Consider the following 22,260-nt stretch of genomic DNA (forward strand, 5'->3'; position numbering starts at 1 on the left):
GGCGAGCGCTGGAACCGGCCGGGCCGGGGGGAGAAACCTCGGGTCGTACGCGGACACCGGATGGGCGAGATGAACGCGCGACCACTCCATGGTCCGGATGAGATCGTCTCCGGGCGCGTACCGCGTCGCGAGCTGGCGCCGGAGACCCGGGAGAGCGGTCAGCAGCAGGAGCAGCGCGACCGCCGCGCGCCATCGGACGGCCGAGCCCTTCCCGAGCTTCCGCGCCAGTCGCACCGAGAGCTGGCGCGCGATTTCCCATCCGGCGAGAGCCGCGAGCGGCGCCGCATAGTAGATGTTCAGCCGCTGGGAGAGGGCAAGCCAGAGCGTGAGCGCCCCCCACGCGGCGAGCGCCACGTGACCGCTCCGCCGCGGTCCCCGCACGGCCCGCACGATCCAGACGGCGATCGCGACCGGAACGAGGAAGAAGGCCGCCGAAAGGGTGTCGAAGGCGAGCCTCCAACCGTCGGCGAAAAGCGGTCGAACCTCGTAGATCTGACGGAGCATCTCCCGGGGGAAAGACGTCAGGCCCCCCGCCGCCGCGGCCCCGCGGCTCGTCTTCGTGACGTAGCCGATCCCTCCGGCGACGTTTCGCGCGAGCTCCGGGACCCGGGCGCCGAGCAGGACGCCGAAGGCGGCGATCACGGCCCCCCGTCCCGCGGCCGGCCGCCAGCGCCGCCGCCCCAGCGCGATCGCCGCGTCGATGCCGACGACGCCCGCGGCCATCGCGAGGAGGAATACCGGCTGGAACGATCCGAAGGAAATGAACGTGAAGGGAAGGGGGTCGCCGCGACTCCAGATCGCGACGCCGGCCGCAGCCACCGCGGCCGCCGCGCCGAAGACGAAGACGGCGGCACGGAAGATCTCCCCTTCGGGGCGGCGCGCGGCGTCGATCGCGAGCACGAGCGCGAAGAGCGCGGCCCAGCAGATCGCCCCCTGCCACGTGAGGGCGGCGATCCCGAGCGCGGCGCCGGCCGCGAGCTCGCGCCGCGCGCCGGGACGGTCGCGCGCCCGGAGAAAGAGGGCGAGCGCGACGAGCGACGTCAGCGACTCGGCGACGTGCTGGTCGGTGTGCCCGTACTGCGAGTACTGGACGTGGGCTCCGCAAAGGGCGAGAAACACGGCGACCGGGATCCCCGCGCCCCGGCGGGCGGATTCCGCGAACAGACCCCCCGCGAGGACCGCCAGCGCCCCGAGAATCGGCGGGACGACCGCGGCTCCCGCCGCGACCTCTTCTTTCGAGGCCGATGCGCCGTGGAGGAGCCACGCGGGCAGGGCGAGGGCGACGTCGAAAAGCGGCGGCCAGATACCGACCGCGCCACGCGGAAAATCGATGAGCGGGTCGAAGAGGGGGATCCGGGGGAAATGCGCGACGGCGAAGTCCGCGCGCCGCACGTGGTACAGGCAGTCGGGGGAGACGAACCGGCGGGGGGAACCGTCGCGCAGCTCCGGCTCGCAGGAAAACCGCACGACCAGCGCGAGCGCCGCCGCGGCGGCCAGCCCGAGCGCGAACCCCGCCCGTCTTCGCCGTCGCGCCCCTCCCTGCCGGTTCTCGAGGATTCGGGACAACCCGGGGATGATAACCGGGAGACCCCGCGCCATTCCGATCGGCACCCCTTTGGCGATCCGAGTCTCCCGGGCCCGCGAACGCTCACGTCGTCTTGGGGGCGCCGAAGCGGTCAGGACCTCCGGCTCGGTCCGCGCCGGGTCGCCGCAGGGAAAGACATCCGGCGACCCGGCGCGGAGGAGCCGCGAAGCGGGGAGGCGAGCCATGCCGATCGCGCCGACGAGCCGTGGCACTCTGATTGCTGGGTTGCGCGGCGGGGAGGCCGGGAAATGCACGTTCTGGGTTGGGTGCTCATGGGAGGCGCGGTCGGCATCGTCTCGAATCTCGTCTTTTCGAGCCGCGACCCGAACGGCACGCTTGCGGCTCCGCTCCTCGGCATCATGGGAGCGATCATCGGCGGGGTCGCGGCCGGGAGCTCGGGGATGGCCGTCGCGGGAGCGATCGGGCTCGTTGCGCTGTTCGGGATCTCGGCGAGCCGTTCCCCGATTGCGCCCCCTCTCCGTTAGGAACGCGCCTCGGCGCGCCCGTGTTCGTCCTGCAGCTCTCCCGGTGGTAGTTCCCCGTTGTCCTCCGCCGAGGACCGCATCTATCCTAACATCATGAATACAAAGATCTTGACAAACAGATGGTAGCGGTACTACTATGCTCGCCGATGTCTACCGATCCCGATTCGACCTCCAGCAGCCGCTCCCGCCTGCTGGCCTCCGCCAAGCGCCTGATGGCGCAGCACGGGTACGAACAGGCGTCGACGGCGGCGATCGCGCGCGAAGCCGCGACTTCGGAGTCGCAGCTCATGCGCTACTTCGGGGGCAAAGCCGGCCTCCTCGACGAGGTCTTCAACACGCTCTGGAAGCCCCTCACCGAGAACGTCCAGCGTCTCATCGCCGAGGCCTCCGACGCCCGCGAGGCGATCGAGGTGCTCCTCTCGACCGTGATCACCGCATTCGGCGAAGATCACGATCTCGCGTATCTCTTCCTCTTCGAGGGTCGCCGCGTGCGCGGTTCGGGGCCCGGGATCAGCCTGTCGAAGGGCTTCGTGGATTTCTCGGGCCTCCTGCACTCTCTCATCCGGCGCGGGAAGAGGGACGGAAGCATCGACGCCGCATTCGACGAGAACGCGGCGGCTTCGGCGCTCATGGGCGCCGCCGAAGGGATGATCCGCGACCGGCTGATCGCCGAACGCTCCGGCCAGCCGAAGCCGTTCTCGGAGACCCAGATTCGTTCGGTGTTCCACGCGATGCTCCTGGGGCTTTCTCTGCACCAGCCCGTCGTCCCGTAGCGCGCGCGGCGATGCATCGAGCCGAGCGGGCGCCCCGTCGCCGGAGCTGGCTCGGGCATCGGAACGTCGTGATGGCGGCGCGGCTCGCCGAACGAGCGATTCCACTCCGCCGCCACCCCGTCTCACCTCGGATCGCACTTCGCGTACCCAAAGGATCGCGTGCCGGCGTCGAGGGGAGAGGACGGCGGCGCCCGACATCAAAAGCTCACTGACAATTCCCCCGTGAACCGGCGGGGCGGCGCCACATACAGCTGCGCGTCCCCGATCTCGCTTTCGGCCACGTAGTGGCGGTCGTTCCCGAGGTTCCGCCCCACGACCGAGACCCGTGCGTGAGGGTTGAAGGACCACGACAGGCCGGCGTCCCATTCGAAGAACGAGGGCATGTACGCCTCGTTGATCTTGTCGAACGGACGATGGTTCTGGTGCCGGACGGCGGCCCAGGCGCCGACGCCCGCCGCGGGCAGGTACGCGAGCTTCACGTTCCACAGATCCCGGGGCGTGAGCTCCAGGCGCTGGCCCGACGCGTCGAGAAGACCCTCGTCCGGGTCGATGAAGGTGAAATCGACGTACTTCGCGTCGTGGTGGGCATACCCGGCGACGAGGTCGAGGTCCGGGAGCGCGCCCGGCCGGAACCCGGCCTGGATCTCCATGCCCTGGAAGCGTTCCTTGCCGGCATTGACGAGGCGCGGATTGTTGTCGGAGCCCAGGATCGAAACGACGAGATTCTCGAAGATCATGTGGAAGAACGACACGTCCAACGAGAGCTGGCGGTCGAGCCAGCGGGTCTTGACGCCCACCTCGCCGCTTCGCGTGCGCTCGGGCTCGAGAATCCGGGCGCTCTCGGCCTCGGTCAGGTTCGGGGCCGCGGGCTTGAAGGACGATTTCGCGGCGACGTACAGATTCGCCTCGTTGACCGAGCCGCCCCGGTCTCCGATCAGGCGGAAGAGTCCCGAGATTCCTCCCGACCACTGCGCGTCGGAGCGCGCGTCGCGCGACGCCGTCGGTTCGGGAGCGTCGAATTCCTGCGCTTTCGCGAAGAGATCCTCCGATACCCAGTCGTGCCGGGCGCCCGCCGTGATTTCGAGCCACGGGAGCGGGTTCCATTCGTCGTTCGCGTAGATCCCGAAGAACGTGCGCCGGTCGTTGAACGAGCGGTGGTCGCCGGCGGGGACGTCGCCGAGCCCGGGAACGGCGATCGGATCGAGCCCGACCGTGAAATCGAACCCGGTCCCGGTCGCGACCGTGCGGCCCCACGTCAGCGCGGCCCCCGCGACGAGCCGGTGCGACCCCGCCGCCGAAAAGTTCCCGAGGAAGTGGAGGTCCTCGTAGACGTCTTCTTCGGTCGGTTTCAGGGAGACGCCCGACGAGGCAACGGCTCCGTTTTCGACGCTTCCGGGGTCGACGAAGGAGCGAACCGAGATCTGGTCGTCGTGCGCGAAGGAGAGCGTGTTGACGAGAGCGACCGCGGTCGAGAGCGGCCTGTCGAAGCCGGTCGTCACGGAAAACACGCGGTGATCCAGTCGTGCGCCGTCGACGGCATAGTTCCGGTCGACGCGGAACCCGGGGATCACTTCTCCCGTCGGCGGATCGACCGGCAGGGGAGATCCCCAGAGCTGCGTGCTCCGGATCGCGTTGAAGACGAGAGAGGCTTGCCCTCCCGCGAGCGCATGGTCGAGCCTGAAACCTCCGCGGTCGTCCCGGAGGTCGGTCCGGTCCTGCCATCCGTTCGAGCGGTCGACGTTTCCGAAGAGGCGCAGAGAACCGCCGCCGAGCGGAACGTTCGTCGATCCGTCGACGCGGCCGTGCGAGAAGGATCCGCCCGTCAACGTCACATGCGATCCCTTTTCCCCGCCGCGCGTGAAGATCTGGACCATGCCCGCGAATCCCGACACCCCATAGAGGGTTCCCTGCGGCCCTTTCACGATCTCGATGCGGTCGATGTCGTCCACGTTGATCTGCGCGAGGCTGGGGTTGAAGGGACCTCCCACCGGCACCCCGTCGACCATGAACAGCAGCGCGTCGAATTCCTTCAGGCCCCACATGCCGACGTTCGGGACGAGCGCGCCGTTGTCGCTGCCGATTCCCGTGTCGAGACCGACGACGTCCTGGAGCGCGGTGGCGAGATCGTGGACGTTCCGCCGGCGCAGCTCGTCGCCGGTGACGACCGTCACGTTGCCCGGGATCTCCGTCTCGATCTCGGGAGACTCGGTCGCGGAGACGACCACCGTTTCGGCGACGGGAGCGGGCGCGGCCGTCGCGTCGGGGGCGGGCGGGGGCGGGGGCGCGTTCTGACCGAGCGCGGCGGAAAGCGCGGCGGCCGACAGCGCCGCGAAGAACAGGGACGTTTTCATCGGAACCCTCCCTCGCGCCCGTCGAGGGCGCGGTATCGCTCCGCCCGGAAGTCGGGCGGAGCCCGTCCGCCCGACGCCGAGCGGCCGGAAGGGGACGCGGAGGGCGGTCTAGACGTTGAGGCGGGAGAGGGAAGCGATCGTCCGGGAGCGCGGTCGCGGAGGGCGGGACGCGGGGCGAAAGAGCACGAGGCGGACGGCCGAGCGTCCGGCGGCCGGGGCCCCGACGTTTCGCTTCGGAGCGGGAACGGGGATGCCCGACCGCGCCTTCCACCGGGTGTCGGCGAGGAGCGCGCGCGGCGATGCGGGGACGATCAGCCGCGCCCGGCCGTTCTCCCGGTCGACCCACGCGACGGTTCCCTCCTCGCCCGGCGCCGGAGTCGCTCCGACCGTCGCCGCCTCCGGGACCACGAGCGATCCGGAATCGCCGGCTCCGAGGGACAAGGGTCCGTCCAGGAGGAACTCGCGCTCGACCCCGCGCCTCCCGAACCGGAGCTTCACGCGGACCGGGCCGGGAGGGAGCGAGGGAACGTTCCAGTCGAAGGCGCGTTCCCGGATCGGAAGATGAGGCGTCGCCCGGAGCGGATACGTCCGCCCGCCGTCGACCGAGACGAACGCCTCCCACTCGTCGGCTCCGAACGGCACGCCCGCGATCTCGATGCGGGCGATCCTTCCCGGAACGACGATCGCGCCGGAAGGGGGAGAAACGAGGCGGGGAGAGGGTTCGGACCCGCGCGCCGAAGGCGCGACCAGGATCGCGGCGAGGAGGATCGCGGTCTTCGCCGGGCTCATCCCGTCAGGATCCCGCCGCGTTCTTTCCCCGAGGCTCGATCCACTCCTCGCCGGAGGTGAAGATGCCGCGGAGGGTCTCCTGGTCGGCCGCGGTCGGCAGCACCTCGGCCAGATGCGCGGCGTAGTCCCCCGGCGAGAGCTCTTCTCCGGTCACCGAGTACCGTCCTTCGCGGAAATCGCCGATCGCCCGGTGGAACTTCAGGTCCGGAGCCGTGAGCTTCGGCTGGCCTTCCGGGACGTGCCGGTTGAGCTGGCCGATCAGCTGGTTGACCTCCTGGAAGAACTGGCCGCGGGAGGTCTCGTTCAGGTGCTCCTTGTCGGCCTCGGTCTCCTGCTTCGCCTCGTCGTAGCGGCCCTTGAGGCCCCAGACGTAGAGCCACTGGGCGGACGAGGAGTGATCGGTCCCGAACAGATCGTAGGCCGTCGGCACCCACTTGTTCACGTAGCGCTGCACGATCGGAACGGGAACGAGCCCCCGCTGGAGCACGCGCTGGAGACCCATGTGGCCGGTGCCGAGGTGGAAGGCCTCCTCCTTGAGCATCGGCCCCATCGAGCGGGCCAGCGGCGCGAACGACGAGGTCGAGAGCATGTTCAGCTGGAACTTTCCGTCGCGGTCGACGAACTCGGTGTACGTGAAGAAGTCGAGCCAGTGGTCGACGTTGACGTTGAAGGAGCCGAGGAGCCGGTTGTTGTCCCAGGCGCGCCGCTCGAGCAGCTTGCGGGCCTCGATTTTCCCGGTCTCGCCGAAGTGCGTCACGAGGAGATGGCACATCTGCCATCCATGGCGCATCTCCTCGACCATGATCCGGCAGGCGGAGTCGAGGTCGTACGCCGACGGCGCGCTCTCCAGCAGGTGCCGCTGCTGTTCGACGGACGCGAACTCCGTGTCTCCCTGGTAGACGATGAGGTTCAGCAGGGCGTCGCGCACCGGCTGGAGCGGAATCTGCGTGACCCGGTCCCATTTGCGGGCGCCCGCGAAGTCGCCGTACTCGATCTCCCCGGACTTCAGGTCCCCGAATTTCGCCTCGAACGGGAACTCGTCGAACTCCTTCGGGAGCTTCAATCCGATGTCGGACTTCCACTGGCGGAAGTTGTCGATCCAGTCGTCGAAGGTCGAGATCTTCCTGAGCGCCATGATCACCTCGCGCCGCCCGCGGCCAAACCTCGATTATATGGTGCATTTCCGATGCCGCGAGGGGGTCGGTGCTCCGCTTTCGTCTCGTCCGCCGCGGGGCGCGCGAGGCTCCGCCGACCCGATGAGGGCACGCGGGCGCGCCCGGCGTTTTGCTACTGTCTCCGCGTGCGCGACGTCCCCTTCACCCGCTCCCTGCCGATGCGCCTGCTTCGCCGCCGGGCCGCGATGAAGGCGGATTGGGACGAGCGGGCGCGACGGGACGCCCTCTTCTACATCTTCCGGGACGCCTCGGGGTCGCCGGAAGCCTTCGAGGAATCGGGCCGGCGCGACCTCGATCTCCACGTGCTCCGGGGAATCCCCCTTCCGGCGGACGCGGTCGCCGTCGAGATCGGGTGCGGCGTCGGACGCCTGGCGCGCGCGATCGCTCCGCGCGCCGCGAAGGTGTATGCCGGAGACGTGTCGGAGGAGATGCTCGACCGCGCGCGAGAGTTCTGCCGCGGCCGCGAAAACATCGAATTCCTCCGCTTCGACGGGGCGCTCGCGGGCGTGCCGTCGGGGTGCGCCGACCTCGTCTACTCGCATCTCGTCTTCCAGCACGTCCCGGGCCTCCGTCTCATCCGGCCGTACTTCCGCGAGGCCGCTCGCGTCCTCAAACCCGGCGGCGTCTTCCGGGCGAACGTGGACGGCCGCCACCGGCAGTGGTATCGGCGTTTCGCCGCGGACTCCTGGTCGGGGGTCGTCTTCTCGGAACGCCGGCTCCGCCGGGAGCTCGACGCCGCCGGTCTTCGGGTCGAGGCCGTCGAGGGATCCGGCACGCAGTACCTCTGGGCGACCGCACGGAAGGCGTGACGCGGCCGCCCGGACGCAGTAGAATCCCGCCAGTTTTTTTCCGACAAAGGAGTTCGCATGCGAATCGCTCGGCGGGTTCTCCTCCTCGGGACGTTCCTCGCGTTCGCCGCGGTCACCGCCGCCCAGACGACCGGCTCCATCTCGGGACGGGTGAGCGACGAAAACGGCGGTGCCCTTCCCGGAGTCGCGGTCGAAGCGCACGGCGCCGCGCTGCAGGGCCGGGCGCAGGCGACGACGGATTCGGGGGGCGGCTACCGCCTGCCGCTCCTTCCGCCCGGCAATTACGAGATTTCCGTCGCGCTTTCCGGTTTCGCCGCGGCCAACCGCGCGACGTCGGTCGCGCTCGGCGCCGACACCCGCATCGACTTCACGATGCGCCCCTCCGCGAAGGAGGTCGTGACCGTGACGGCCGGCACGCCCGTGATCGACCAGACGAGCACGACGATCGGCGCCAACATCGACGAGCACACGATCCGAACGCTCCCGACGGACCGGAATTTCGCCTCGATCGCCCAGGTCGTTCCCGGCGTGTCCACCCAGACCGACCCTTACAACCCGACCAACGACTCGACGGCGATCACCGTCTACGGCTCCTCGAAGTCGGAAAACGCGTACGTCATCGACGGCGTCGACACGAGCGGCGTCGAATACGGGACGCAGGGAACGACGCTGAACTACGAGTTCATCCAGGAGATGGAGGTCAAGACCGGCGGTTACGAGGCGGAGTACGGCCGTTCGACCGGCGGGATCATCAACGTGATCACGAAGTCGGGCGGGAACGAATTCCACGGCGACGTGTTCGGCTACTACGACAGCGACTCCCTGCAGGCGAACAACGCTCACGTCGGCGAGAGCGCGCAGGGTGCGTCGAACGGCTACAAGCGCGCGGACGTCGGCGTCGACGTCGGCGGATTCATCGTGCGCGACCGGCTGTGGTTCTTCGGCGCGTACAACCGCGTCGACAATACGATCAAGAACGTCCTCACGGCCGGCCCGAGCGTCGGGGAGGAGTTCGACACGAAGTCGATCCGCAACCTCGCCGCCGGGAAGCTCACCTACCGCATCGGCGAGCAGGGAACGCTGCTGGCGTCTTATTTCGCGGATCCCCGCGTGGACACCGGCGCGATCAACGACGCCAACCACACGCTGGACGGAGAGCCGAACACGTTCCTCGGCCGGCAGGACTTCGGCGGCCCCAACTATGCGCTGCGGGGAGACTATCTCTTCGGGGGCTCGTGGCTCGTGCAGCTCCAGGCCGCGCGTCACGAGGAGCGGAACGCGATCGGGCCGGCCTCGGCGGCCGGCGACGTCGTCGAGTACGTCGACCAGACCAACGGAAGCTTCCAGACCGGCGGGTTCGGCCTCATCCAGAAGAAGGATTTCGCGCGCAACCATTTCGGCGCCGCGCTCACGAAGTACCTCGGCGCCCACGAGATCAAGGGGGGCCTCGAGTACGAGCGCGAGACGGCGGACGTGATCAAGCGGATGTCGGGCGGGCAGCAGGTGCTGATCTTCGCGAATCCGAATACGGCGTCGGCGCAGCCGCTCATCTACCAGCACAACTACTGGACGACGCCGACGGCCTCGATCGCCGACGCGCCGCTTTCCGAGCTCAACGCGAGTCCCGCCCACAAGATGACGACGGCGTACCTCCAGGACACCTGGAACGCCCTCCCGAACCTGACCGTCAACCTCGGCGTCCGGTGGGACCGGCAGCAGATCATCGACTCCGCGGGTGTCCAGCAGATCGACCTGAAGAAGGACTACGCCCCACGCTTCGGTTTCGTGTGGGACCCGACGCGCGACCACAAGACGAAGGTCTACGGATCCTTCGGCCGCTACTACGAAGAGATCCCGATGGACCTCGTCATCCGGTCGTATTCGTACGAGCGCCAGCCGCACATCTACAACTACTCACCGACCGACTTCCATCCCGACCCGAACGCGGAGGCGGATCTCGGGAAACAGTCGAACATCGTCGGCGCGAACATCGAACCGGCCGATCCAAACCTCCACGGCCAGTACCTCCGCGAATTCGTGATCGGGGGCGAGCGCGAGGTGATGCCGGACTTCGCGATCGGCGTCAAGTACGTCTACCGCAACTACGGCGAGGTGATCGAGGATTTCCTCTCCGATCCCGCGGCCGGCGTCTACTCCATCGGAAATCCCGGCGAAGGAATCATGAAGAACGTCTACGACTACAACTACGACGCGACGCCGTACCCGGCGCAGAAGCCGCAGCGGATCTTCCGCGGCGTGGAGATCGACGCCACGAAGCGTTTCTCGAACCGCTGGTCCATGCTCGCGTCGTATCTCTGGTCGAAGCTCGACGGCAACTACGACGGCGAGTTCGCGCCGTTCACGAACGTCGGAGCGGATCCGAACATCTCGGCCGCGTACGACTACGCGGATTTCGCCACGAACCATTTCCTGGACGGCACGCTCGCGAGCTATTCCCCGATCACGAACGGCGGCCCGCTCTCCAACGACCGCCGGAGCCAGGCGAAGCTGTCCGGCACGTACACGGCGCCTTTCGGGTTGAACGTCGGGCTGTCGGCCTACTACCAGACGGGGGCGCCGCTCTCGCGGATGGGCTTCGTCGACGGCTACGGGCGGTACGAGCTCTTTCTGACCAAACGCGGTTCGGAAGGACGGAGCCCGAGCATCTACGAGGCGGATCTCCACCTGGGATATCCCCTCGTCCTGAAACCGGTGACGATCAATCTGATGGCCGACGTCTTCAACCTCCTGAATGCCCAGCGGCCGGTGCTCCTCGATCAGCGATGGGATTTCCAGGAGGCGGACAATTCGAGTCCGACGCCGACGAACCCGAATTACAAGAAGGCGGTGTTGCGCCAGCCGCCGCGCAGCGTGAGGTTCGGCGTCCGGGTGTCCTTCTAGCGAGGCGAGGCGCGGCGATCCATCGAGCCGGGCGGGCGCGGGCCGCCGCGTGACCCTCCGACGTACGTTTCAGTACGCCTGCGGGTCCCGCGGGGGCGGCCCGCATCCCGCCGGGCTCGCGTCTGGCCGCGCCATCCTCCGAAGGGTTGACCTCGAACCACCGCTGGCGAAGGTGATCTCGCCGGTCTGCGTCATTCCGAACGAATGTGAGGAATCCTCGTCGGTTCTGCGCTGGCGCGAGCTCAGCGGGCGCGGGCGGGGGACGGCGCATCCCAAGGGCTCGCCGGCGTGGGCGTCATCGCCACGGGCGGCCCTTCCTTCGGCGAAAGCGTCTCCCGAAGCTGCTTCAGGAGCTGCGCCATCGTCGGATCCTTCGGCTGCGGCCAGAGATAGCGGACGATCCGGAGCGCCGCGGCCCGGTTTCCGGAGTCGAGCTCGGTCTGGGCCTCTTCTTCCAGCCGAACCCGCGTCTCCTCCGGGAAGCCCTGCTCCAGCGCGTACGCGAGCCGTTCCTCGAGCGTGCGGCGCGCGAGTCCCGTGTCGTGGAGCGCCCGTGCGAGAAAGATCCGCTTGGCGAGGATGCAGGCGACCGCGTCGTCGCAAGGGGCGTTCGCGTCCGCCGCCTTCTCGACGGCGGCGAGCCGGGCCCATCCGTCCTCCGGAAGGGAGGACGGCGCGTATCCCGCCGTGTCGAGCCACCGCTGGTTGACCGCCAGCGCGCCGGCGAAGTCTCTTCGATCCATCGCCGCGAGCATCATGCCGTCGAGGACGTCGAGGCGCACCCCGACGGGCATGACGGTCGCCGGCAGGTCCGCGAGCGCCCGCCATTCGCGCGCCGACTCTTCCCGATCGAGGCGGTCGAGCGTCCGGATCGAGGCGAGCCGCAGGTCCCAGTTCGCCGGTTCCGCGCGGATCGCCTCGCGCACGATCTCCGCGGCGGCGGGCGCGGCGTCCTTGCCGCGCGTCCGGATGAGCCGCTCCGCGAGCGACCACGACACCGTTCGGCAGTAGTTCCCGGAGAGCGCCGCCGCGACCGGATCGGCCGGTTCGAAAGGGCACTTCGCGAGGAGGGCGGCGAGGGGAGCGGGCTTTCCGAGCAGCCGGTCGAGATACGCGACGAAGATCGTCTCGAACGCGGGATTGTCGTCCGCCGGATCGGAGACGAACGCCGCCGCGAGCCTCCGCGCTTCGGCGAGGTCGCCGCCGCTCAGATGCAGGTAGCCCGCCCATCCGGACCGGAAGGGCCCGGCCGCCGGTCCCTGGTCCTCGATCATCGTCCGGTAGAGGTCCGACACGAACTGGCGGACCTGCCGGTCCGATACGAAGTAGCGGGGCTTTTCTCCGGGGAGCGCGGCCGCGGCTTCGATTTCGTCCTTTCCGGGAGATCCGTACGTGGCTTCGCTTCCGTGCTCGAGGAGGAACGCGATTCCGAGGTCGTCGGAAGGACGGAGCGCGATCATCCGGACTCCCGCGCGGGCCCGTTCGTTCCCGCGCGGCAGCTCGGCGGCCGAGTTGCGGAGCTCGTATTCCGCGGCGCGGCGATCCTGCGGGGACATCTTTTCCGCGGCCGACCGTTCCTCGGCGAACCAGGCGGCGAGCAGGTCGGAGGAACCCTCGTCCTTCTTCGCGTTCACCGCCGCGACCCGGGCCCGGTATCCGAGCGAGAGACAGACCATGTCCTCCATCGTCCGCAGCTGGGCCGCGGATGGCTCGAGAGAGCCCGGGGTCGGGGCGAATTCCGGAGAGAGCAGACGCCCGCAGACCGCCTCGCGGAGCTTCGGGTCCGACTCGAGCGCCCGCCGGACGTCGGCGCCGAACGGATGCTTCGGATCGCGGGTGAGATACGCCTCCGGCGCCGCCCCGGGCGGAAACCAGATCTTCCGCGCTTCGTCGAAGACCCCGGAGGTCTGAGCGGGGGAGGGACGTGTCGCGGCGAGGACCGCCGCGGCGGCGAAGAGAAGCGAACGGCGCATTTCGCGCGAGTTTACCGGACCGCGGAGGCGGCCGATAACGGGAAATTGCCGGGATTCTCCGTGCTTCCCGAGCGACGGCGGCCGAAAAAGGCCCGCCCCCTCCCGGTTCTCGACAGGAGGGGGCGGAGAGGAAGGAGAGGAACCCGGAGCGCGCTGTTCTCAGCGCATGGAGAATAGATACCGCTCGAGCTCCGCGATGTCCTGATTCATTTTGATCAACGGACTATGATCCGCCGCAGGAGCAAGCCATGAAATTCGGAATCCTCGCGCCGGCGGCCGCCGCCGTGGCGCTCGCCATCACCGGCGCCGCGCGGCGAGCGATCACCGGAGTTCCCGTGAACCTTTCCGCGGCGCGCATCGCCGACCTGTCCCACTCCTTCGACGAGAAGACGATCTACTGGCCGAATGCTCCGTCCGGATTCGTTCTCCATCGGGAATCGTTCGGGAAGACCCCGGCGGGCTTCTTCTACGCGTCGAACGACTTCTGCGCGCCGGAGCACGGCGGGACGCATCTCGACGCGCCGATCCACTTCTCGGAAGGGAAGTGGTCGGTGGACCAGATATCCGTGCGGCAACTCGTCGGTCCCGGCGTCGTGATCGACGTCGCGCGGCAGGCGGCGGCGGACCGCGATTACCGGCTGACCCTCGACGACGTGCGCGCCTGGGAGAAGAAGCACGGGCCGGTGCCGGCGGCCGCGATCGTGATCCTGCGGACCGGTTGGGCCAGCCGCTGGCCGGACCGGAAGGCGTACCTCGGCGACGACACCCCCGGCCGGATCACGAACCTCCATTTCCCCTCCTACGGCCGCGAGGCGGCCGAATTCCTGGTGAGCGTGCGGAAGGTCGCGGCGATCGGCGTCGACACGGCGAGTCTCGACTACGGCCCGTCCGCGGATTTCATCGTGCATCGGACCGTTCTCGGCGCGAACGTGCCGGGCCTCGAGAACCTGACCGGACTCGAGGCCCTGCCCGAGACGGGCTTCTGGGTGATCGCTCTCCCGATGAAGATCGCCGGAGGGTCGGGCGCGCCGTTGCGGGCGATCGCGGTGTTGCCCCGATGAGCGGACGCCTGGCCCTGCTCGCGATCGCCGCGCTCGCGGCTGCGGCGCCGGCGCTCCCGCCGGGCTCGCGCCGGGAGGCGACCTCATGGGCGGAATCGCGGACGGAAAAGGACGGGCGCCGCATCACCCGCACCGTGAATCGGCGGTTCACGTTCGTCGGGGCATACCGGGATCGCACGACCGCGGTGCGGATGCTGCTGGCGGAAACGTTCGACCGTGAGCTGGACTCCGGCGCCGAAGGAGAGCGATCGACGGTGTCGGTCGAGGCGTACCCGGCGACGGGCCCGGGCGGAGCGCTCTGGTCCTTCCGCGCCGAAGGAGCGAGCGGCGACGCGCGGGAGGACAACCTCTATCGCGTCATCCGCCCCGGGTGCTGCGGCGCCCGGGACCTCGCGATCTACTTCAGCCTGCTCGACGGGCGCGAGCTCTTCGACGCCGACGCCCCGATCCTCTCGATCGAGGTGCCCAACTCGCCGCTCCGGCGCTTCGCGGCGTACCACGATCTGATGGCGGCGGCTCCCGTTCCGGAATCGAAGAACGAACCGCGGGTGATCGGGGCGCTGTCGTGGGGGAGCGACCGGGAGCCGGCGCGCCGCGTCCGCGTTCTCGCCGACACCGACCACCCGGGCGAGGAATTCGCCGCCAGGAAGCTGTCGATCGTCGCCGCCGGCAAGGAGATCGACGACGCGCGATACGAACTGTGGAGCGCGGACAAGAGCGCCGACCCGTCCCGGATCGGCGGCTTTTCGATCCGCGTCTCCGCGTTCACCGAACCGGATCTCCTTTTCGAGATTCCCGTCGAAGGGGATCGGCTGGTGATCGAGAAGGCGAAGCTCGGGAAGGGGATCCGCCTGGCGAGCTAACAGGTTGCGAGTCTCGGGTCCGAGAGAGAGCCCGACCTTCGACCCCTCGCTCTCCGGTTCGCCGACCTCATCGGTTCGACGTTCCCCACAGCTGTTTCAGACGCGCATCGCGCCCGCAGCCGCGGCGGTAAGTCTGATAGCGGATCGGGTCCTTCTTCCAGTAATCCTGGTGATACTCCTCGGCGCGGTAGAACGGGCCGGCCGGCGTGATCTTCGTCAGGATGGGTTCTTTGAACGTCTTCGTCCGTTCGATCTCCTGCTTCGACTCGAGAGCGTCACGCTTCTGCTCGTCCGAGTGATAGAAGATTTCCGAACGGTAGGGACCCCCCACCCCTCCCCAGTCGCAGAACTGCCGGTCCTCGGTCGTCGGATCGACGAGGCGCCAGAAGCGATCCACGAGCTGGCGGTAGGTGATCTTCGACGGATCGAAGAGCACTTCGATCGCTTCGGCATGGCCGGTCGTGTGCGTTCCGACCTGTTCGTACGTCGGATTCGCGACGTGCCCTCCGGTGTACCCGGCCGTGACCGAGAAGACGCCCGGAATCTCTTCGAAATCGTGCTGGGTGCACCAGAAGCAGCCGCCGGCGAACGTCGCCTTGTCGAGCCGAGGCTTCGCGGCGGGAGCCGCACCGAGGACGATCCCGGGCAGGAGCAGGGAGACGGCGAGAACGAGGAATCGGCCTTTCAAGCGTCCTTCCTTTCGCGGATCGATCCGCCCGACGATTGTGCCACGCGGCTGCGCCTCGGCAACCCGCTTTCATACGGTCCGAGAATCGGGGCGGGAGGGGCGATGGAACGCCGCGTGCTCGGATCCCCGCGGTCGCTCCGAAGGGGCGTGGCGGCGCCCGCGCGGTACGACGCGGCCGGTCCCGCGTCAATCGCCGAGCGGGAGGCTCATTCCGCCGCGGCGAGCACTTCCTCGGCGTGGTTCTCGGGCTTGACCCTCGGCCAGACCGCCGCGATCTTTCCCTTCGAGTCGATCAGGTACGTGACGCGGTTCGTTCCCATGAATTTCCGGCCGTAGAGGCTCTTCTCTCCCCAGACGCCGTAAGCCTGCACGATCTTCTTCTCCGGATCGGCGAGCAGGCGAAACGGGAGCGAGAACTTTTCGGCGAACTTCCTGTGCGATTTCTCGTCCTGCGCCGAAACGCCCAGGACTTCGATCTTGCGGCGCCGGAACGCGCTCCACCCGTCGCGGAACGAGCACGCCTCTTTCGTGCACCCCGGCGTGTCGTCCTTCGGGTAGAAGTAGAGGACGACCTTCTTTCCGCGAAAATCGGAGAGCTTCACGGGCTCGCCCTCCTGGTCCACGGTCTTGAAATCCGGAGCCTTGTCGCCGACCTCGAGAAGCGCCATGCGGGACCTCCGCCGCGATCTTAACCGCAACTTCAGAGCGATCGGGTTAGCATCGCACGGATGAAGAGGCGGATGGTTCTCGTCCTTCTCGGAGCCGCCGCGACCGCCTCGGGGGCGCCGGTCACGCGGGACCAGCTGGTTTCGATGGCGCGCGACAAAGTGGATCCCGGCGTCATGCGCGCCATCGTCGAGCGGGACTGCGTCGATTTCGACGTCGCCGCGGACAACGCCGCGGAATTGTCGCGCGTCGTTCCCGCCGCGGTCCTCGAAGCCGCGATCGCTTGCCGGCGTTCCGAGACCGCGCGCCCCGCCCTCTCTCCGCGCGCGGAGATTCCGGCGACGTCCGGGGCGCCCGCCGACGCTCCGCCCGCCACGGCTCCGCCCGCCACGGCTCCGCCGTCCCTGGCGTCTTCGGCGGCAGCGCCCTCGGGGGCGCCCGCCGACGCCCGGATCCGGCTGCGGGCCGTATTCATCGGGGAATCCGGCGCGTTGCGCTGCTCGGCGTCGATCGACGGCGTCGAAGCCGCGACCTTCGTCAAGCAGGAGGAAGGAAAGTTCGGCGAGGCAGTCGAGCGGACGAAGATCGGCCGCGAAAGCGGGTACCTGCCGGTCGCGCCGGGGCGCCATCGCGTGATCTTCCGGTGCGATCCGAAGGCTCAGGCCGTCACGGTCGACGTCGACGTACCGGCCGGCGGGAGCCGCACGATCGAGATCGGCGAGACGACGTTGCGGCACTGGAAGCTCCGCCGCATCCGCACGCCGTAGCCCTTTCGAGCGGGAGATTCCCGGTATATTGATCGGCATGGATCGCACGAAATTTCTCCCGGCTCTCCGGCGGCTCTTCGTCTTTTCCGTCGTCGTGTGGCTCTTCTTCGCGGGCGCGGCCGGCGCGAAACCTCCGTCGAACGCCGGAGGGGCGGATCTCGACCGGATCGTCCGGCTGTGGGCCGCCGCGACCGGGGGTCTCGAGCGTCTCCGCGCCCTCCGCAGCGTTCGAATGACCGGTCGGATCACGGTCGGCAGCGATCCGCCGCATCCGATCACGGTCGAAATCGCGCGTCCGGGAAAGATCCGGACCGAAGTCCGGTTTCCGGAGGGCGCCTGGGTTCAGGTGTTCGACGGGAGCCGGGGATGGACGATCTCTCCGTCCCCGACTCACCGGGAGGCGCTGCCGATGACGCCCGAGCAGGCCGCCAGCGCTCCGGAGCAGGCCGACATCGACGGCCCGCTCGTGGATTCGGCCCGGAAGGGGATCCGGCTCGCGCTCGAAGGGAAGACGACGGTCGGCGGCAAGGAAGCGTGGCGGATCCGGGTCACGCGTCCGGACGGCGTCGTGCGCTATCTCGACATCGACGGCACGACCTCGCTCAAAGTGCGCTGGCTCGGGGAACTCGGGGAGGGCTCGAACCGGCAGATGAACGCCTCCGTCTTCCTGGATTACCGGTCCGTCGGCGGACTTTCCTTCCCGTTCCGGATCGTCTCGGGAATCGCCGGAGGCGCCGTGAACCAGGAGATCGATTTCGACAGGATCGAGGTGAACCCGACGATTCCGGAATCCGATTTTTCCCGGCCCCGGTGACGCCCGGTCACCGCTTGCGGGCGACGAGGCGGAAGAGGACGAGGAGCTCTTCGTCGTCGGCGACCACCGCCCGGGCGATCTCGTCGCTGCGGTCGGTCGCCGCGCGGTCCAGCACGTATTCCTGCAGGAGACGCCGGCTCCCGGGGAGCGCGTCGGCGGCGACAACTTCGACGAGGCCGGTCCGCTCCCACTCGTTCTTCCACCATTCGACCGAATGGACGAACGACCAGTGCTCTCCGAACGTCTCGCGCAGGAACCCGGGCGCGGCGTCCGGCGATTCGATCTCGCGCGTGAACCCGATGTCCGCGATCGCGAGGTGGCCGCCGGGACGGACGAATCCGGCGAGGTAGGGCAGGAACCGGTCGTCGGTGCCGTAATAGAGATACGAGTCGATCGCGATCGCGGCGTCGAAGTATTGCTCGGCGAAGGGAAGGTCTCGCGCGTCGGCGCGGAGGGGGAAGACGAGCGCTTCGCAGGCCGCCCCGCGGATCGCCTCGAGATTTTCGGACGGCGAAACGTCCCGGTCGACCGCCCAGACCGAGACGCCGAGTTCCCGGGCGAACCAGATCGAGCTCACCGCCCGTCCGCAGCCGAGATCGAGGATCCGCATTCCCGGCGAGAGCGGCATGGCGTCGGCGAGGCTCGCCGCCTGGACGATCGGATTCTGGCCGTCGGAGAGGCGCCGGATGCGCTCGTCGCTCAGGCCGGCCGACGCCGGAGAATCGCTCAACGTCCGGCGGCCCTTCGCGCGCGCGCGGGCGCCTCCCGCGCGATCCGGAGGTAGAGCTTCTCGTAGTTGGCCGCCATCCGCCGGTAGCCGAAGCGTTCCCGGGCGCGGTCGCGGCATCGGCGCCGGTCGAACGCCTCCGTTCGGCCGGCCGCGGCGACGAGATCGTCGATCGTCGCTCCGAGCCAGCCGGTCACGCCCTCCTCGACGAGCTCCGGGAGAGCTCCGCGCGGCGTCGCGATCACGGGCGTGCCCGCGGCCATCGCTTCGGCGGCGACGAGCCCGAAGGGCTCCTCCCATTCGATCGGAAACAGGAACGCCCGCGCCCGGCTCATGAGATCGAGCACTTCGCGGTTCGGGAGCCGCGGATGGTGAACGACACGCGACCCGTCGACGTGAGGCGCGATCTCGGACTCGTAGTAGCGGCGGCTCTCCGGGAGATACGGGGAAACGTCGCCGACGATGACGAGCGGGAGCCCCGAGCGCCGGGCGATCTCGATCGCCGCCGCGGCCCCCTTCGACGGAACGAGTCTGCCGACCGTCAGCAGGAAGCCGCCGGGCGAGCGGCCGAACGGCACCCGGTCCACGTCGATTCCGTTGGCGACGACCGGCAGGCCCGGGTCGAGGGCGTCCGCCTGCGCCCGGGAAACGCAGGCGAACCGCAGCCGCGGGAACCGCTCGCGGTAATACTCGTAAACGGACTTTTCCATGTAGTCGAAGGTGAGAAGCGTGGGGCACGGGGCGGTGGCCGAGAAGTACGGCGCGGGCGTCGGCCAGTGGGCGTGGATGACGTCGAAATCCCCGGAGTTCCCGTACGCCTCGAAGACGTTTCGTACGTCGAGCTCGCGTTCGAGATAGAGGTTCGACGACGGGTCGTCCTGCGCCGCCCGCGGCAGTACCGAGCGCAGCTCCGCGTCGGTCCGGGAATCTCCCGAGGCGAAGAGGGTCACGCGGTGGCCTCGCTCGCGCAATCCGCGCGTCAGATTCGCGATGACGAGCTCGGTGCCTCCGGTCGATCGGGGCGGAACCCGGAACGCGACTCCGGCGATCTGCGCGATCCGGAGGGGCTCGCTTCGCTCGAACGGGATCCAGGACGCGTCCATCGGAAGGCAAATTTGCAAGAAACGTTCCCCCGACGGAGGATTCGGGCGGGGAGGCCGGATGGCACGCACGGCGCTCGTGACGGGCGGAAACCGCGGGATCGGATTCGAGGTCTGCCGGGAGCTCGCGCGAGCCGGCCTGACGGTCGTCCTCGCCGCGCGCGATCGCGAGGCCGGAGAGGCGGCGGCCGCGAAGATCCGGAAAGAGGGGACGGACGTGCGTTTCGAGATGATGGACGTCTCGAGGGACGCCTCCGTCGAGTCCGGCGCCCGCCGGCTCTCGGCGGCCGGCCTCGCCGTCGACGTTCTCGTCAACAATGCCGCCATCTATCCCGGCGACCGGCTGCTCGACGCCCGCCGCGACGCGGTGCGCGAGACGATGGAGATCAACTTCTTCGGCGCGGTGCGGACGTGCCGTGCATTCGTGCCGGGAATGATCGCGCGGCGATACGGAAGAGTGGTGAACGTTTCCTCGGGCTCGGGCTCGTTCGCGGAAGGTCTCCCCGGGCCGCCCGCCTACGCCCTTTCGAAGGCCGCGCTGAACGCGCTGACCGTGAAGCTCGCGGCGGAGGTTTCGGGAGACGTCAAGGTGAACGCGGTGTGTCCGGGGTGGGTCCGAACGCGCATGGGAGGACGGAACGCGTCCCGCTCGGTCGAGGAAGGCGCCGAGACGATCGTCTGGCTCGCGACGCTGCCGGCGCGGGGCCCGAACGGAGGGTTCTTCCGCGACCGGAAGCCGATCCGCTGGTGAGGTCGCGCCGCCGGGCTCGCTCGAGCGCGCCGGGTCCTGTCACGATTTTGCCGAGAACCGGGACCGCCCTTCCTTCGTAGCTCTCCGCCAGGAGGTGCTCATGGACCGAATCTGGACGCGGCTGCTGCTCTGTTTTGCGATCGGCGGCGCGCCCCTACGCGGCTTCGGCGCCGAACCGCCGCGATCGTGCGCGGGGCCGCAGTTCCGCGGCGGCGGCGCGCACGAAGCGGTCTACTGCGGCGATCCGGTGCGGAGGGTGGCGGGCGCGCTCTGGCGATTCCGGTCGGGCGGGGCGATCGAATCGAGCCCCGCGGCCGCTGGCGATTTCGTGTATTTCGGGAGCGAGGACGGCTTTCTCCACGCGGTGGCTCTCTCGACCGGGCGCGAGATCTGGCGGTTCGACGCGGGCGGGGCCGTGGACGGATCTCCCGCGGTCGACGCGGGCTCCGTGTACGCGACGAGCCGCAACCGCCGGGTCTTCGCGCTCGACCGCGCGACGGGCCGGCAGAAGTGGAGCGTCTCGTTCGGCGACGATCTTCCCTTCGCGTGGGGATACGACGTGTTCCTGTCGTCCCCCGTGGTCGACGGGCCCTCGCTCTACGTCGGAGCCGGCGACGGAGGCGTGTACCGTCTGTCCGCGGCCGACGGCGAGGTGATCTGGAAATTCCTCACGGGAGGCCGCGTGCGGTCGTCTCCCGCGCTCGCCGGCGGCGTCGTGTACGCCGGCAGCTTCGACGGCGTCTTCTACGCGATCGACGCGCGTTCGGGGAAGCTCCGATGGAAATACGCGACCGAAGGCGCCGCGATCGACTGCGCGAAGTGGGGCTTCGACCGGCGGTCGATCAATTCGTCGGCCGCGGTTGCCGACGGCGTCGTCACGTTCGGCTCCCGCGACGCCCACCAGTATGCGCTCGACGCCGCGACGGGAAGATTCCTCTGGAAGATCGCGCACCCCGTCGCGCTCTCGGCGGACCACGCGGAGCTCGCCTGGTGCGAGGGCTCTCCGGCGATCGCGGACGGCGTCTCGTACGTCGGGAGCTCGGACGGCCACTTCGTCGACGCGGTCGAGCTCCGGACCGGACGGGAGCTCTGGAGGCGATCGACCCCCGGGCGGGTGATCGGCTCGCCGGCGATTTCGGGCGATCTCCTGGTTTGCGGGGGAGAAGACGCGACGGTGTTCGCCCTCGACCGGAAGGAGGGGAACCCCGTCTGGAGCTTCCGGACGGGAGGGCGCGTCTACTCTTCGCCCGCGGTCGCCCGCTCGACGGTCCTCGTCGGATGCGCGGACGGCTCGATGTACGCGCTCTCGGACGCGCGGCCGGGCGCGGGGTTCGTTCCGCGGCGGGCGGTCTACTGGGACGAGAAGCTCTCGGGATGGTTCTCGGGGGCCGCCGCGATCCGCGACTACCTGGCGAGCGAGGGATACGAGCTCCTCGACGCCGCGGCGCTGCCCCGCTTCCTCGAAAACCGCATCGAGGACGGCGTTCCGTCGGTCGTCGTCTTCGCGTCGGACGAGCCGCCCTCGTCGCTGACCGAAACGGCGGGCGACACGCCGCCGCTGGTCCGCCGCTATCTCGAAGCGGGCGGACGCGCGGTCTGGGTCGGGTTCCCTCCGTTCGCGCTGAAGTTCGACGAGTCGACCGGCAAGCGCACGGGTCTCGACGCCGCCCGGGGACTCCGGATCCTCGGCGTCGGACGGAGCGCGTTTTCCTCGGAGGACGCCGAAGACCGGGGAGCCACCCCGACGGCCGAAGGGCTCTCCCGGGGCCTGCCGAGGAGCTGGATGGGCTCCTTCCCGGTGTCTCCGGCCGACGTGGGCACGGTCCTCGCGCGCGACCGGGACGGGCTCGCCAACGCCTGGGCGAAGCCCTTCGGCAGGGGGGAATTCGTCCGCGTCTGGGGCCTGCGCTCGCCGATGACCGATCTCGAAGCGCTGAGGCGGATCGCCGAGCACGGATTCGAACGGGAGGGCGCCCGATGAA

19 protein-coding genes are annotated in these 22,260 nt (G+C 69.1%); 10 read left to right on the forward strand and 9 right to left on the reverse strand.

The genetic code is table 11. The annotated features are described in order from the left end of the window. Positions 1–1,566: hypothetical protein (locus VFS34_09245; GenBank protein HET9794634.1), on the reverse strand; the 1,566-nt coding region annotated here is incomplete at its 3' end. 267 nt (positions 1,567–1,833) lie between these two features. On the opposite strand from VFS34_09245, the gene VFS34_09250 reads away from it, so the two are divergent. Beyond that, complete coding sequence (locus VFS34_09250; protein HET9794635.1) at positions 1,834–2,070, forward strand: hypothetical protein; 237 nt, start codon at positions 1,834–1,836, stop codon at positions 2,068–2,070. Positions 2,071–2,216: 146 nt separating this feature from the next. Continuing rightward, positions 2,217–2,843, forward strand: a complete 627-nt coding sequence (locus tag VFS34_09255; protein ID HET9794636.1) for a helix-turn-helix domain-containing protein — start codon at positions 2,217–2,219, stop codon at positions 2,841–2,843. Between the two features lie 197 nt (positions 2,844–3,040). On the opposite strand, the gene VFS34_09260 is transcribed toward VFS34_09255, so the two are convergent. The 3 genes from VFS34_09260 to VFS34_09270 all read right to left on the reverse strand — a co-directional run bounded on the left by VFS34_09260 (position 3,041) and on the right by VFS34_09270 (position 7,118). Continuing rightward, positions 3,041–5,194: a TonB-dependent receptor gene (locus VFS34_09260; GenBank protein HET9794637.1), complete on the reverse strand. Its 2,154-nt coding sequence runs from the start codon at positions 5,192–5,194 to the stop codon at positions 3,041–3,043. 108 nt (positions 5,195–5,302) lie between these two features. Beyond that, positions 5,303–5,983: a hypothetical protein gene (locus VFS34_09265; GenBank protein ID HET9794638.1), complete on the reverse strand. Its 681-nt coding sequence runs from the start codon at positions 5,981–5,983 to the stop codon at positions 5,303–5,305. Between the two features lie 4 nt (positions 5,984–5,987). After that, a complete protein-coding gene (locus VFS34_09270; protein HET9794639.1) occupies positions 5,988–7,118 on the reverse strand; it encodes a Phenylacetic acid catabolic protein in 1,131 nt (376 codons plus the stop codon). A 165-nt stretch (positions 7,119–7,283) separates the two neighbouring features. Here VFS34_09270 and VFS34_09275 point away from each other — a divergent pair, with 165 nt between their 5' ends. Together VFS34_09275 and VFS34_09280 are read left to right on the forward strand one after the other, a co-directional pair. Further along, the gene (locus VFS34_09275; GenBank protein ID HET9794640.1) at positions 7,284–7,967 is read left to right on the forward strand and encodes a class I SAM-dependent methyltransferase; all 684 of its coding nucleotides are present in this window, start codon (positions 7,284–7,286) and stop codon (positions 7,965–7,967) included. Between the two features lie 57 nt (positions 7,968–8,024). Continuing rightward, on the forward strand, positions 8,025–10,868 hold the full coding sequence (locus tag VFS34_09280; protein ID HET9794641.1) for a TonB-dependent receptor: 2,844 nt from the start codon (positions 8,025–8,027) through the stop codon (positions 10,866–10,868). A 242-nt stretch (positions 10,869–11,110) separates the two neighbouring features. Here VFS34_09280 and VFS34_09285 read toward each other — a convergent pair whose 3' ends face one another. Continuing rightward, positions 11,111–12,841 carry a hypothetical protein gene (locus VFS34_09285; GenBank protein HET9794642.1) on the reverse strand — a complete coding sequence of 577 codons (1,731 nt, stop codon included), beginning with the start codon at positions 12,839–12,841 and terminating at the stop codon, positions 11,111–11,113. Positions 12,842–13,089: 248 nt separating this feature from the next. On the opposite strand from VFS34_09285, the gene VFS34_09290 reads away from it, so the two are divergent. After that, positions 13,090–13,902, forward strand: coding sequence for a cyclase family protein (locus tag VFS34_09290; GenBank protein ID HET9794643.1), 813 nt, complete (start codon positions 13,090–13,092; stop codon positions 13,900–13,902). After that, positions 13,899–14,765, forward strand: coding sequence for a hypothetical protein (locus VFS34_09295; protein ID HET9794644.1), 867 nt, complete (start codon positions 13,899–13,901; stop codon positions 14,763–14,765). The genes VFS34_09290 and VFS34_09295 overlap by 4 nt, the downstream gene beginning before the upstream one ends. A 67-nt stretch (positions 14,766–14,832) precedes the next feature. Here VFS34_09295 and msrA read toward each other — a convergent pair whose 3' ends face one another. After that, positions 14,833–15,453 carry a peptide-methionine (S)-S-oxide reductase MsrA gene (gene msrA, locus VFS34_09300; protein ID HET9794645.1) on the reverse strand — a complete coding sequence of 207 codons (621 nt, stop codon included), beginning with the start codon at positions 15,451–15,453 and terminating at the stop codon, positions 14,833–14,835. A gap of 206 nt (positions 15,454–15,659) precedes the next feature. Continuing rightward, the gene (gene bcp, locus VFS34_09305; protein HET9794646.1) at positions 15,660–16,121 is read right to left on the reverse strand and encodes a thioredoxin-dependent thiol peroxidase; all 462 of its coding nucleotides are present in this window, start codon (positions 16,119–16,121) and stop codon (positions 15,660–15,662) included. A gap of 60 nt (positions 16,122–16,181) precedes the next feature. On the opposite strand from bcp, the gene VFS34_09310 reads away from it, so the two are divergent. Continuing rightward, positions 16,182–16,886, forward strand: a complete 705-nt coding sequence (locus VFS34_09310) for a hypothetical protein (protein HET9794647.1) — start codon at positions 16,182–16,184, stop codon at positions 16,884–16,886. Between the two features lie 37 nt (positions 16,887–16,923). Next, positions 16,924–17,700, forward strand: coding sequence for a hypothetical protein (locus tag VFS34_09315; protein ID HET9794648.1), 777 nt, complete (start codon positions 16,924–16,926; stop codon positions 17,698–17,700). A 7-nt stretch (positions 17,701–17,707) separates the two neighbouring features. Here VFS34_09315 and VFS34_09320 read toward each other — a convergent pair whose 3' ends face one another. Both VFS34_09320 and VFS34_09325 read right to left on the reverse strand, forming a co-directional pair. Further along, positions 17,708–18,430 carry a class I SAM-dependent methyltransferase gene (locus VFS34_09320; protein ID HET9794649.1) on the reverse strand — a complete coding sequence of 241 codons (723 nt, stop codon included), beginning with the start codon at positions 18,428–18,430 and terminating at the stop codon, positions 17,708–17,710. Next, entirely contained in the window at positions 18,427–19,530 is a 1,104-nt protein-coding gene (locus tag VFS34_09325; protein ID HET9794650.1) for a glycosyltransferase, read from the reverse strand. Before VFS34_09325 ends, VFS34_09320 begins: the two co-directional genes overlap by 4 nt. Before the next feature lie 58 nt (positions 19,531–19,588). Here VFS34_09325 and VFS34_09330 point away from each other — a divergent pair, with 58 nt between their 5' ends. After that, the gene (locus tag VFS34_09330) at positions 19,589–20,278 is read left to right on the forward strand and encodes an SDR family oxidoreductase (GenBank protein HET9794651.1); all 690 of its coding nucleotides are present in this window, start codon (positions 19,589–19,591) and stop codon (positions 20,276–20,278) included. Positions 20,279–20,378: 100 nt separating this feature from the next. After that, the gene (locus tag VFS34_09335) at positions 20,379–22,259 is read left to right on the forward strand and encodes a PQQ-binding-like beta-propeller repeat protein (protein HET9794652.1); all 1,881 of its coding nucleotides are present in this window, start codon (positions 20,379–20,381) and stop codon (positions 22,257–22,259) included. The last annotated feature ends 1 nt before the right edge of the window (position 22,260 follow it).

The sequence above is a fragment of the Thermoanaerobaculia bacterium genome (genome assembly GCA_035717485.1).
In the GTDB taxonomy this organism is placed as follows: domain Bacteria; phylum Acidobacteriota; class Thermoanaerobaculia; order UBA5066; family DATFVB01; genus DATFVB01.